Annotated in this window: 17 protein-coding genes; 8 read left to right on the forward strand and 9 right to left on the reverse strand. The window is 66.2% G+C overall.

What is annotated here, in order from left to right; all coding sequences use genetic code 11:
- The first annotated feature begins 99 nt into the window (after positions 1-99).
- Positions 100-948 (forward strand): MipA/OmpV family protein, encoded by an 849-nt coding sequence (locus tag AC3WUM_RS21710; protein WP_322266486.1) that lies wholly within the window; start codon positions 100-102, stop codon positions 946-948.
- A gap of 652 nt (positions 949-1,600) precedes the next feature.
- On the opposite strand, the gene AC3WUM_RS21715 is transcribed toward AC3WUM_RS21710, so the two are convergent.
- Genes AC3WUM_RS21715 through AC3WUM_RS21730 form a run of 4 tightly spaced genes read right to left on the reverse strand, consistent with a single transcriptional unit; the run spans position 1,601 to position 3,887 of the window.
- A complete protein-coding gene (locus tag AC3WUM_RS21715; protein WP_322266487.1) occupies positions 1,601-1,984 on the reverse strand; it encodes a type II toxin-antitoxin system MqsA family antitoxin in 384 nt (127 codons plus the stop codon).
- Positions 1,985-1,986: 2 nt separating this feature from the next.
- The gene (locus AC3WUM_RS21720) at positions 1,987-2,286 is read right to left on the reverse strand and encodes a type II toxin-antitoxin system MqsR family toxin (RefSeq protein ID WP_322266488.1); all 300 of its coding nucleotides are present in this window, start codon (positions 2,284-2,286) and stop codon (positions 1,987-1,989) included.
- A 40-nt stretch (positions 2,287-2,326) separates the two neighbouring features.
- On the reverse strand, positions 2,327-3,511 hold the full coding sequence (locus tag AC3WUM_RS21725; RefSeq protein WP_322266489.1) for a relaxase/mobilization nuclease domain-containing protein: 1,185 nt from the start codon (positions 3,509-3,511) through the stop codon (positions 2,327-2,329).
- Positions 3,498-3,887, reverse strand: coding sequence for a plasmid mobilization protein (locus AC3WUM_RS21730; RefSeq protein WP_322266490.1), 390 nt, complete (start codon positions 3,885-3,887; stop codon positions 3,498-3,500). The genes AC3WUM_RS21725 and AC3WUM_RS21730 overlap by 14 nt, the downstream gene beginning before the upstream one ends.
- Positions 3,888-4,096: 209 nt before the next feature.
- Here AC3WUM_RS21730 and AC3WUM_RS21735 point away from each other — a divergent pair, with 209 nt between their 5' ends.
- Entirely contained in the window at positions 4,097-4,339 is a 243-nt protein-coding gene (locus AC3WUM_RS21735; protein ID WP_322266491.1) for a hypothetical protein, read from the forward strand.
- 7 nt (positions 4,340-4,346) lie between these two features.
- Here AC3WUM_RS21735 and AC3WUM_RS21740 read toward each other — a convergent pair whose 3' ends face one another.
- The 5 genes from AC3WUM_RS21740 to AC3WUM_RS21760 all read right to left on the reverse strand — a co-directional run bounded on the left by AC3WUM_RS21740 (position 4,347) and on the right by AC3WUM_RS21760 (position 7,158).
- A complete protein-coding gene (locus AC3WUM_RS21740) occupies positions 4,347-4,571 on the reverse strand; it encodes a type 2 periplasmic-binding domain-containing protein (protein ID WP_322266492.1) in 225 nt (74 codons plus the stop codon).
- Complete coding sequence (locus AC3WUM_RS21745) at positions 4,529-4,951, reverse strand: hypothetical protein (RefSeq protein WP_322266493.1); 423 nt, start codon at positions 4,949-4,951, stop codon at positions 4,529-4,531. Before AC3WUM_RS21745 ends, AC3WUM_RS21740 begins: the two co-directional genes overlap by 43 nt.
- Positions 4,948-5,418, reverse strand: coding sequence for a lytic transglycosylase domain-containing protein (locus AC3WUM_RS21750; RefSeq protein WP_492412967.1), 471 nt, complete (start codon positions 5,416-5,418; stop codon positions 4,948-4,950). Before AC3WUM_RS21750 ends, AC3WUM_RS21745 begins: the two co-directional genes overlap by 4 nt.
- Before the next feature lie 248 nt (positions 5,419-5,666).
- Complete coding sequence (locus AC3WUM_RS21755; RefSeq protein ID WP_492412969.1) at positions 5,667-6,452, reverse strand: helix-turn-helix transcriptional regulator; 786 nt, start codon at positions 6,450-6,452, stop codon at positions 5,667-5,669.
- Positions 6,453-6,645: 193 nt separating this feature from the next.
- Positions 6,646-7,158 carry a YybH family protein gene (locus AC3WUM_RS21760; protein ID WP_492412971.1) on the reverse strand — a complete coding sequence of 171 codons (513 nt, stop codon included), beginning with the start codon at positions 7,156-7,158 and terminating at the stop codon, positions 6,646-6,648.
- Positions 7,159-7,372: 214 nt separating this feature from the next.
- Between AC3WUM_RS21760 and AC3WUM_RS21765 the strand changes: the two genes are divergently transcribed.
- From AC3WUM_RS21765 to AC3WUM_RS21790, 6 genes are read left to right on the forward strand one after another with little or no spacing between them, the layout of a single operon-like run.
- Positions 7,373-7,726: a hypothetical protein gene (locus AC3WUM_RS21765; RefSeq protein WP_492412973.1), complete on the forward strand. Its 354-nt coding sequence runs from the start codon at positions 7,373-7,375 to the stop codon at positions 7,724-7,726.
- Position 7,727: 1 nt separating this feature from the next.
- Positions 7,728-8,021 carry a TrbC/VirB2 family protein gene (locus AC3WUM_RS21770; RefSeq protein WP_492412975.1) on the forward strand — a complete coding sequence of 98 codons (294 nt, stop codon included), beginning with the start codon at positions 7,728-7,730 and terminating at the stop codon, positions 8,019-8,021.
- A gap of 1 nt (position 8,022) precedes the next feature.
- A complete protein-coding gene (locus AC3WUM_RS21775; RefSeq protein ID WP_322266499.1) occupies positions 8,023-8,316 on the forward strand; it encodes a VirB3 family type IV secretion system protein in 294 nt (97 codons plus the stop codon).
- A gap of 12 nt (positions 8,317-8,328) precedes the next feature.
- The gene (locus tag AC3WUM_RS21780; protein ID WP_492412977.1) at positions 8,329-10,779 is read left to right on the forward strand and encodes a VirB4 family type IV secretion/conjugal transfer ATPase; all 2,451 of its coding nucleotides are present in this window, start codon (positions 8,329-8,331) and stop codon (positions 10,777-10,779) included.
- On the forward strand, positions 10,776-11,501 hold the full coding sequence (locus tag AC3WUM_RS21785) for a type IV secretion system protein (protein WP_492412979.1): 726 nt from the start codon (positions 10,776-10,778) through the stop codon (positions 11,499-11,501). The genes AC3WUM_RS21780 and AC3WUM_RS21785 overlap by 4 nt, the downstream gene beginning before the upstream one ends.
- Positions 11,498-11,635 (forward strand): hypothetical protein, encoded by a 138-nt coding sequence (locus AC3WUM_RS21790; RefSeq protein WP_492412981.1) that lies wholly within the window; start codon positions 11,498-11,500, stop codon positions 11,633-11,635. Before AC3WUM_RS21785 ends, AC3WUM_RS21790 begins: the two co-directional genes overlap by 4 nt.
- Positions 11,636-11,637 lie beyond the last annotated feature (2 nt).

Consider the following 11,637-nt stretch of genomic DNA (forward strand, 5'->3'; position numbering starts at 1 on the left):
TCATTTTTCAAACGGACAATATCGTCCGTTTAATGGAGCTTCGCCTGTTGCGCTGAGCTCATGCGGCTTTGCGCCACGCGCAAGGTGATGGGACGGACGGTGGCGACATCCGGACGATGTATTCGACACGGGAGATTTGAGGTGATGGCAAGCAGCAACATAACGCGACGGATGATGACCCTAGCCGGGTTGACGGCACTCGGCTGGACGGGAACGTCCCTTGCGCAAAGTCTTCCGCAGCAGCAGGACCAGGAGCAGCCTCGTGCCAAGAAAGAATTCAATCTGGGCTTGGGCGTGGCGTACGTGCCGACCTTTCAAGGGGCGGATGGTTACCGCATGGTGCCGCTGCCGTCGATCGACATTTCGATCGGCCGCTTCTTCGTAAATCTGCGCAACGGTGTCGGCCTCAAGGTCGTCGAAACGCGCAATGTCACGCTCGGTGCCAGCCTGAGCTGGACGCCCGGCTATCGCGGGCGCGATGTGCCGGACGGCATCGGCCGACTGTCGACGGGACTCGGCGCACGAGCCTTCGGCAGCCTGAGCGGTGGCGGCTTCATCGCCACACTCGGGGCGACGCAGGGACTGGCCGGTGGCACCGGAGGCCTGATCGCGGACGCGAGCTTGTCGCGGCCGGTGATGCTCACACGGCAGCTGTTTGTGATTCCGACGGTGGGCATTACCTGGGCCAACGAGCAGCACCAGGATCGCTACTTCGGTATCAATGCTTCGCAAGCGCTCGCCTCCGGCTTGCCGGAGTACCACTTGGACCCTGGGTCGAAGGATGCGTCGGCTTCGATCACGCTGAATTATCGGATGACCCCTCGCCTCAACCTGACGCTCTCTGGCGGCTCCACCGTGCTGCTCGGTGACGCCAAGGACAGTCCGCTCGTCGAGGACGACACGACATTCTCAGCGTTCTTCGCGTTTTCGTATCGATTCGGTCGCTGATCAAGTGGCCGCTACGGGTGGAACTGCATCTCGGCGCCTGTTCCGGCGGCAGCTGGCGCCAATGTGAGCAATCGGCACCGGCTTCGCATATATAGTCATGATAAGTCATATTGTTACATGTTATATGTTGCTCATGATCGATAAACTACGCGCAACGAGACCGGAAATCCGGCAGCTTGCTCAGCGATGTGCAGATCAACATCTTCAACATCTCAAAGAGAGATACCGGAGTGCGCGGCGGTAAATCGTGGCGCACGCAATGGAGCCCGGCGTCGCCGCGCATCAAGCGTCTGTCCGAGTATCTGAGCGAATAAGTCGCTGGATTGGATGCGCGTCATCAACTGGCCCGCGTGCGTCCCGGTAGCGGTGCGATTCGTCCATCAGCATCGGCCCGCCGTTCGCGTAGCAAGTGCTTCGCCCATTGCCATGCAAACGATGGGAACGCCGGAAATTCTCATCGCATGGGCAAACGCCAACTCGGAAAGCCAGCGCCGTTTGCCGCAAGTCGTTCGTCGGATCAGCATTCTCGGCCCATTTCAACTCAAGGAAAGCTCGCCGCACTACGGTTGGTGGCATGCAGTTCTACCCTGACCGGACCGGCGATCTGGTACGAAGCAGTGATTTTCGGACGGAGCGCCCAACGCTAGGCCGCTCATCGCAGCTCTTTCAACAACTCAGGCCGCTTTTCTAGCAGCCGGAACAGATTGACAACGGCGACAACCGGTTTCACCTCACCGCGCTCGTAACGGCTGAACGCATTGTGCCCGCCACCCGTCAATGCGGCGGCTTCGCGCTGTGTCAGCTTCAGCTTCCGCCGCGTGCTCGCGAGCCAAGCACGTTCCTCGGCTTCCAACTGCTCGACCGCCTTCGCATAGCGCTCGCCTTCGCACTTGTCGAATTCGATCTCGCCGCAGTTCGGGCAATGCCAGCCGCGCAGCTTGCGAACCACCGTCTCGAATCCATGATGCGTCACGGTCACGTCACGCGCCCCATGCTTCATCTCGGCACTTTCGCAGTTCAGGCATACACGCTTCATCGCTACTTCCTCTTGAACTGAATCACCACGGCGCCGTCGCGCATGGTGAGCTTCACATAAGCCACGCCGGCCGGGGTCGGTGCGTGGTACACGTCCTGCCAAACGGTGTGATCCGCGAGCGTGGTCATGCTCTTGAAGAACTGCTTGCTGCTCAGTTCGCAAACCGCCATCACCATCTGTTCGAAGTCCAAACCCATATCCCGGCCGCCATCCAGCGCCATGCGCGTGAAGGCGTCCACGCCACGCTGACGAACCTCCGCCTGGACCAGCACCAGCTTGTAATGTGGAACCTTCTTTTCCATGTCGATATTACCCTGATAGGGTTATAGGCTCAATCGGTGCTCAGCGCTCGCGGCCCTCATCGGGCGAGCGAGCCTGGCCCCTCGTACGCTGCATCTGGGCGGCAACCTGCTGGGATCGTGTCGGGGTCGGTTCCATCTGATCCGCGACGAGCTGGAGCTGGAGCGCGGCGCGATTGAGCAGGGCTTGTCGCGCCGGATCGTCGCTGGTGCGGGCCTCCCTCAGCAGCTGGTCCGATTGCTCGCGAAAGTCCCTGGAGACCGCCTGCGCGCTGCGAACGCGAGCCTGCTCCCACGTTGTGACTGGCGCCGGGCTGCGCTGCTCCGCCACGGTATGCCGCACGAGATGATCGTCCACGCGCATGCGCAGCGCCGCTGCTTTCGACCGCAGGGTTTGCGCGCGAGCCTTGTCCCCCTGCGCTGATGCAAGCGCCGCCTCCGACAGCAAGCGCTGCTTGCGGGCTGCCAGCCCGCGACGGACCTGCTCGCGCGTCCAGTGCGCCGGCTTCGGTGCGCCGTGCCGCACCAGACCGCGTGATCGCGCCGGTGCCTTGCCGCGTTCCCAGGCCCGCGTCGCGTCCACGTCGATGCCGTGCTCGCGCGCGATGTCGGCGAATCGCTCACGCCAGCGTTGTACCTCGGCAACGCTGGTATGCAGCCGCCGGCCGTGGGCATTCATGAGGTTGAGCACGACGTGGACATGCGGCTGCTTCGTGTCGTCGTGGCGCACGAACAGGTATTCATGCCCGTCCTTGCCGAAGCGCTCGCCCAGGAATTGGCGGGCGGCCTTGCTCAGCGCCTCGGGCTTCGCCTGCGTCCCGGCGTCGAGGATGAAATGCGCGGTGATGCGGCGCTTGCGCTGCTTCGTCGCGTCGGGGTCTTCCATGACGGCACCGGCCTGTTCGGTCCAGGCCCGGACGCGCCGTCGCAGCTCGCGCGGATCGTCCACCGGCTGGCCGTTTTCGTCCTCCAGTGTCAGCCGGCCATGGCGCGTGACGTAGTGCAGGTGGCCGAGAATCTTGTGGCCGCCGTGTCCGTAGCGCGTGATCTTCAGGATCGCCTGCGGGTGGCGCCGGGCAATGCGCAGGTTCCGCGCGAGGGCACCGCCGTCGCCGCCGGGACGCCGATAGCGGCTACCCGAACCGAGCAGGCGGCCGCCCTTCGGCTTGCGCCCATGCGGCTGCTCGTCGAGCAGCCCGGCTTCGTCGTCGCGGTCAGTCCCGGCCATGTTCGGGCACCGTGCGCGCACGTGCGGCGGCGACCAACCGCCGCCAGGTGAACTCGCCTTCGCTGTAGGCGGCGGCGAGCTGCTCGACAGTTTCGGCGAGCGCTCGGCCGGGATCTTCGCCGCGGTTGAGCTGGCGCGCGACCTGGTTGAGGTTGATGCCGATCAGCCGCATCTGCCGCGCCAGTTCCAGCACCGCATATTGCTCGCGTTCGAGCAGGTCCACGCCGCCGGTCACCAGTTCACGCAGCGCCTTGCGCGCCAGGCGCGAGCGGCGGATACCGGTGCGCTCGGACAGCGCCTGTAGCGCCTCGTGTTCCGCGTCGGTGAGCCGTAGGCGGAACGTCTCGCTGCGCTTCTGGCGGCGGAGGGCGGGCATGCTTCACCGACCTTGCTGTCTCGGTGCGCAGCACCGGCGACGCAGACGGGAGTGCCGATCACTCCCAGCAAAATGTCCCACAGTTTGCGAATCTGCGCCTTCACGCTTTTCCCCGCTTTTGGCCCGCCTCTCCGCTGTGAGGCTGTTTCGCGGTGCCCGACGCGCGCCTAACATCGCTCGCTCCATCGCCAGCACCCGGAGCGTGCGACATGCCCAAGTCCATCTTCCTCGACAAACCGAAGTCCGTCGTCTTCCACTGCCGCATCAGCGAGGAGCTGCAGAACCGCATCCGCACCGTGCAGAGCCGGCTCAAGGACAACGATCGCGGTGCCATCTTCCCCGTGGACCAGATCGTCGAAGAAGCGCTGCAGCGGGCCACCCGCCTCGCGGAGGCCGAGCTGGCCAAGCGCTCGCGGCCCACGCCGGCCGCTCCCGCCGAGGCGACGCGCTAGACGCGCCTCAGGGTTCATAGCCGTGGCTCGACAGCACCTGCCTCATGTTCGCGCCTTCCCACGATCCGGGGCGCCGCCAGGCGAGTGCCACGTCTTCGAGCAGCATGCGCGCGAGCGTCGCGATGTCGAGCTTGCCGTGCGAGTTGAAGGCCTCGCTGCCGTCGTCCAGCGCGTCCAGCAACTGCTGGATCAGCTTCGCGTCTTCGTCGGGGATTTCGACCGTGACTTGCATGGTGTCAACTCCGGTGGGGGTGAAGGCAACGGCGGCGCGACATCGCCGCCATCGAGCTGGAGATGCACCGGCTGAGCGCCGAGCTGCCGCATGGCGTTCGCCGCACCATCGAGCCGGTGAAACAGGCGCGGCTGCTTGCGGTGCGTGCTGATGAGAATCCAGCGCCGCGGGCCGACATCGAGTTCAACGACATAGCCGCCGCTCACCTGGCGGATGGTGGCGCCAGGTGGCGTGCCGGCTCGCGTGAGCGTCCGAAGCTGCCCGAATGTCATCGCCGGCAGCGACGACTGGAACGGCGGCACGACCGCGACACGCGGCGCGGCATCCCGCCTACGTGTCGTCGAGGGCATGGCACGCCGGCTATAGACGCGGGGCTTCATGGCGGCGCTGCCCGGAGATAGCGCGACCACACCTGTTCGGCATACGCGCGATTGCGACGCGGCGTGCGGGAGTGGTACTCGCCGACCGCACGCCAGTAGGCATCCGGCGCTGCGCCGTCGTGGTTCCAGGCGCCGCGCTTCGCGAGGGCCTGCGCAAGTATCCAGGCACCGACATTGATCGATGCACAGGCGTCGTAGACCAGCACGCTGGCCGTGTAGCCGGACCTGCTCAGCAGCGGCAGCCAGCGCGAATTGATCTGCATCACGCCATAGTCGAGGGAGCCATCGGCGTTGACGTGCCAGCTCCCGACCGTGCCGCCTTCCTGTTCGCGAATGGCACGCAGCAGCGCAGCCGGCACTGCGTTGTAGCGTGCAGCCGCTTCGATGCATTGCGCTTCGTGGGATGCCGGCAAGGTCTGCGCAGCGGCAGGGCTGGCGGACAGTGCGAGTACGAGAGCCGCAAACACCGCGAATCGATTGCGAGACGCGATCGCGAGTGCGTCACCGCGCCGCGACCCAATGGTTGTTGAGCTTGTCGTGCTGTCCATGGCGTCCGCACCGTGTTGCCGGGCCATGATCCGTAACGCTGCCCTTGGGCAGCGTCAAGGGTGAAGTGACGCACCGGTTTTCAGTCCGCTGCAGCGACTTGCCATGTGACGCGGAGCGATTTCCAGGTGACGCGATGACACCGCAACTGCAGAGCGACGCCGAAGTCTCAGTCGTCGATGTCCATGCTCGTTTCAAAACCCGCCTTGGGAAACTTGCGGGTGTCGATGATGCCGTCGGCGAGTGCCTTGATCACGGCCTCGCGGCGCGTATCGACGCCCAGCTTCTCGGCTGCGCGGTCGAGGTAGTAGCGCACGGTACGCGGCTGCACGCCGAGCACGGCGGCGGCCTGCTTGGCGGTCATGGCCGACGCCATCATCTCCAGGCTTCGGCGCTCGGCATCGGTGAGGGGATTGCCGAGCAGGCTGGTCGTGCCGGCCCTCGATTCGATGATGGCGATGACCGCCTTGTGCGCGGTCGAGGCGAGCAGCCGTACCGCAACCTCGGTGATCTCCCACTGGGCCGGCTCGGGGGCAATGGGCTCGCGGCCACAGAACGAAAGAATCGCCAGCGAGCTGTCCGGCCCGCGATCCGAACACGAGAATCCGAAGGCCATGCCGTTGCGCACCGACTCGCGCCGCAGGGCGAGCTGGCGCTCGTCCTTGTGCAGGCCATCCCAGCGGAAGGCGCCGGCGGACTGGAACGCCCGGTTGATGACCGGATCGAATGCGTAGGCGCCCTGTTCGTCGTAGTAGCGACGCCAGGGCCGGGGATAGTTCGAGATGACGATCTGCGCCGGCGGAGAAATGGTCCTGCCGGTGCGCATGCCCAACAGGTAGAACGACGTGCCGAATGCCCCTGCCGCCGAGAGCAGCAGCTCACGGACGCGCGTGTAGGTCTGAGCCTTCTCCAGCTCGAAGCACAGCTCGGCGATGGCGTGCTGCAGGTCGGGCATTTCTGCGTGGCTGACGGTATACCCGACCGTCCCCGATGCGGAGGGGAACCCCTGACAATGCATCGCAGTGGTCGAGAACCCGACTGTCCCTCCACCTGGTACCGGCTCCAGACTGGGCCGTATGGCTGATCACGAACTCCTTCGTGCTGCCCGCGATTAGACACAGGATGAACACTGAAGTTTCTGCAAAACGTTACGCCTTACGTCCTGCCGTCGGGGCCTCCGCATTTGGCAGTGCCACACCAAGTTCCCTGCGCAATCGCGGACGCGAATAGTTGGCGTAAGTGAACTTGCCGACGATGCGTCCGGCATCGTCGAAATGGAACACGTCGAGCCCTTCCCATCCAAAGCGTTCGCCGACGACGAGGCCAACGACGAGCCGTTGCAGCCATTGCCCCACACTGGCGGGCTTGGCGCCCGCCAGGTCGTGCCGGCAGACCCAGCGGATGGCCGCCTTGCGGGCACCGTCGTCGATCAGCCGGTCGTGCTCGTCGAAGCGCATCGCGCCGTAGGCACCGCTGAACTGCGGCTCGAACGCGCGCCGGATGGCGGCCGGGCCGCGGTGCTCGGAGCCATCGCCAGGACGATAGACGGCGGTCTCGGAGAAAAACATCATCACCCGGTCCAGATCGTTGACATTGAAAGCATCCACGAACCGATCGAGGACTTCGCGGATATCCGCCGAAGCTGTACGGGCCTGCGTCATATCGACCTCCATGCCGGAAAGCGCATTCTTTGATTATCGCGCCGCTATTGATATTCCAAAGTGGCCTTATCCGGACTGGCAAAAGTGCCAGTGACAAGGCTCATGTCCCATGCTGAAGTTCATCCATCGACCGCAATCCGACCAGATGCGATCGGTGATTCGTGGGGCCGTCGGGGGATCGGTCAGCCGCTGGCGATGCAGATGAGGTACGGACATGGACAGTCCGCAAATGACAACAACGACGCTCGAATCGGGCGTCCTCTCCAGGCAAGCCGACCTGATTGCCATTCAAGAAGCCGCTTTGCGGCAACTTGCGCAGACTGACCCCGAGTTTGAAATCCACGTCGTTCCGCTCGACGAATCGCACCAGCTCTGGTGGCGCATCGTCGTGCGCTTCCCCGGTTACACCCGCTATCTGCGCCTCGTCGATGCACGCCTGCGCGACCGGCGCTGGAAGCAGCTCAACGCGCTCGCACGCTTCGTCTGCCGCGCCTGCGGCAATGAGCGTCGCCTGACGGTCGATCTCGTCGGCGTCGATCCCGAGCGGCTGACCACGAAAGGAGAATGACATGATGCAACACCCTGCAAGGCTCTACATCGCGCTGACGCTCCTCGCCGCGCTCCCGATGGTCGCCCACGCGCAGGACATCGCGCCCATCACCAGCACACTCGATGCGCTGCACGGCTTTCTGCAGAGCACGGCGATCCGCACGCTCGCGGCGATCACCGTCATCGGCCTGGGCATCACGGCGATGCTGGGCCGGCTGCGCTGGGCCTGGGCCGCGTCGATCATCGGCGGCATCGTGCTGATCTTCGGCGCCGACGCCATCGTCTCGTTCTTCACCACGTCGGCGGGTGCCTGACATGGACGCGGACCGCACCGCCCGCGATCCGCTGGTCGTCGGCATGACGCGCCCGCTGATGATGTTCGGGGTGACGTACTCGTATTTCGTCATCGAGGGCATGGCGGCAACGGTACTGTTTCTCGTCGGTAACAGCCTGCTCTACCTGCTGACCATCGTGCCGCTGCACCTCGTCGGCGTCCTGCTGTGCCGGTGGGATGCGCGCTTCTTCGACATTTGCTTTCGCGTGGCGCAGCACGCGCGGCCGGTACGCAACCGGACGCTGCATCGCTGCAACGTCTACGTGCCGCGTTGAGGAAGCCCTGCGATGCCACGCCACGCCGGTTTGCTCCTGAAGGCAGCCGCGCGGCGCACACCCGCGGCGAGGATCGCGGCGCGTGAAGCGCCCGCCAGCCAGCACATCCCCTACGTCCGGCACGCGGATGCCTGGACGCTGGAGACGCGCAGCGGCGATTGGGTGCAGGTGCTGCACCTGGAAGGCAAGTCCTTCGACACCGAGGACGCCCGCGAGCTGGACCGCCTCAAGGCCACGCGCAACACCTTTCTGCGCGCCCTGGCCGGCGGCGAGTACGCGCTCTGGCAACACATCGTTCGCCGCCGCGTGCATCCCGAACTGAGCCCGGCAGTCGGCGATGGCTTCGCCGGCGAGCTCGATCGCAAGTGGTTTGCGCGGCTGCGGGAGCGCCGGCTCTACGTCAACGATCTCTACCTCAGCCTGGTGCGGCGCGCGCCCCGCGGCGCGGCGAGCATCGCCACGCGCCTGCAGCGCGCAATCTCGCCACGCCGAGACCGCGAGCAGCACGAGCGCGAACGCGCGCAGGCCCTGCGCGAACTGCACCAGCAGACGGAAAATCTACAGGCCAAGCTCGCGCCCTATGCCGCGCGCCGCCTGGGCGTGACCGACACGGCGCTTGGCCCGCACTCGGAACTACTGCGCTTCGTCCTGCACCTGCTCACCGGCCGTGACCGGCCGGTGCTGCTGCCGACCGTGGCACTGGACCGGTTCGTCGGTTCGCTGCTGCCGGCGGCGTCCCTTGACACCTACCTGCCGGCATCGGCCGATCATCTCGGCGGCGAGGCCTTCGAGATGCGCGGTCCGGCGTGGTCGCGCTTCGGCGCGGTGCTCGCGATCAAGGAATACGCCGCGCAGACACAGGCCGGCATGCTCGACGCCCTGTTCACGCTGCCCTGCGAGGCCATCGTCACGCAGAGCTTCGCCTTCATCGGCCGCGGCGCGGCGCTGGAGGCGCTGGCCCGGCAGGCGCGCATCATGGAGAACATCGACGATCCGGCGCTCTCGCAGATCGACGAGATCGAGGAAGCCCGTGACGACCTGGCGAGCGGGCGCCTGGTCTACGGCAGCCATCACTTCTCGGTCGTGCCGATCGTCGAGGACGCCGCCGAGCTGGACCGCGCCTGCAACGAAGTGGACAAGCGCCTCACCGACCTGGGCCTGATCGTCGTGCGCGAGTCCGGCGGTGCGATGGAGCTGGCGCGCTGGGCGCAGCTCCCCGGCAACTTCGCCTACGTCGCCCGGCCGGCGCCGATCTCCAGCCTGAACTTCGCGGCCTTCGCCTCGCTGCACAACTACGCCTACGGCAAGCCGGGCGGCAATCACTGGGGTCCGGCGATCACGATCCTCGAAACCGTGAGCGGCACGCCGTACTTCTTCAACTTCCACGATGCCGACATCGGCAACACCCTCGTCGTCGGCGCCAGCGGTACCGGCAAGACGACGGTGATGGGTTTCCTGCTGGCGCAGGCCCGCCGCACCGGCGCGCGCATCCTCTATTTCGACAAGGACCGCGGCGCGGACCTGCTGGTCCGCGCGCTGGGCGGCCGCTACAGCGTGATCCGCCAGGGCCAGCCGACCGGCTTCAACCCGCTGCGGCTGCCGGATTCGGCGGCCACGCGCGCCTTCCTCGCCAGCTGGCTCGGCACGCTGCTGACCGCGCGCGGCGAACGGTTGACCGCGCAGGAGTCTCAGCTCGTGCAGCAGGCCGTGGACGATACCTTCCGCCTGCCGGATGCGCAGCGGCGGCTGGCGATCATCGCCGCCTTCGTGCCGCGCATCAGCGCCGGCGGGCTGGCGGAACGCCTGCAGCCCTGGCACGGCAGCGGACAGTACGCCTGGCTGTTCGACAACGTGGAGGATCGCCTCGCGCTGGACGCGGCGGTGATGGGCTTCGATCTCACCGACGTGCTGCGCGATCCGGTGATCCGCGTGCCGGCGCTGTACTACCTGCTGCAGCGCGTGGACCGCGTGCTCGCGGCCGGCACGCCCACGATCATCGTCATCGACGAGGGCTGGGCCGCACTGGCCGATCCGGTCTTCGCCGGGCTGGTCGAGGACTGGGAGCGGACCATCCGCAAGCGCGGCGGGCTGGTGATGTTCGCCTCGCAGTCGCCCGAGTCCATCACGCGCAACCCGGTCGGCTCGGTAATCGTGAGCCAGTCGCCCACGCACATCTTCATGCCGAACCCGAAGAGCGAGGCACGCGCCTTCGAGGGCTACAACCTCACGCAGCGCGAGCTGGAGCTGATCCTGACGCTGGACAAGGAAAGCCGCTGCTTTCTCATCAAGCACGGCCGGCACAGCGTCGTGGCGAAGCTCGACCTCGCCGGCATGGATGACGAGGTCGCGATCCTGTCGGGACGGCAGGACACCGTGGAACTGCTCGACCGGATCATCGCCGAAACCGGCGACGACCCGGCGGCCTGGATGCCGGCGTTTCACCGGCGGAGGAAGCAACAATGAAGATCAGACGAGTCCTGTTATCTACCGCATGCGCCGCGATCCTCGCGGCCGGCAATCCGGCGTCGGCCGGCGGCATGCCGGTCATCGATGTCGCCAACCTGTCGCAAGCCTTGCAGCAGTACCTGCAGCTCAGCGCGCAGCTCCAGCAGCTCCGGCAGGAATACGCGCAGCAGGTCCAGCAGTACCAGTCGATCACCGGCAGCCGCAATCTCGGTGCGCTGTTCAATTCCAGCGCCGAGCAGCAGATGCGCCTCTACGCGCCCACGTCGTGGCAGCAGGCGCTGCAGGTGCTGGAGCGCGGCGGGCTGCCGGGCAATGCGGCCGACGTGGCGCAGGCCGCGCAGGCGTTCGCACGCAGCGCCGGCATCAGCTCCACCGGCGCACAGCTCTATCCGGCGGCCGGCGGCAGCAACGCCGACGCGCTGGCCTATACCACGAGTGCGAACGCGACCGCCGCCACGGCGGGCCTGAGCAGCGCCACCTATGACCAGACGCAGGCGCGCATGCAGCGCGTGCAGCACTACCTCGACCAGATCAACAGCACCGCCGACCTCAAGGCCGCCGTCGATCTCAATGCGCGGCTGCTGGCCGAACTCAACGAGTCGCTGACGCAGCTGATCCAGTTGCAGTCCGCCCAGATGCAGCTGCTCAGCGCCGGCAACGCCGCCGTGCTGCACGGCAAGGTCCAGGACGCGGCGTTCACGCCGTACCCCGTGCCATGAGGCGCGTGCTTGTGGTGCTGCTGGTCGCGCTGCTGCTGGCGGGTTGCGCGACTCACGACCTGCAGGCGCCGTGCCGGCGCCCGGCCTTCGCTTACCCGTCCGACGACTGCGGTCCGCTCAAGCCGTTTCCCTGAAG

The organism is Hydrocarboniphaga sp. FW305-C-57 (genome assembly GCF_058783045.1).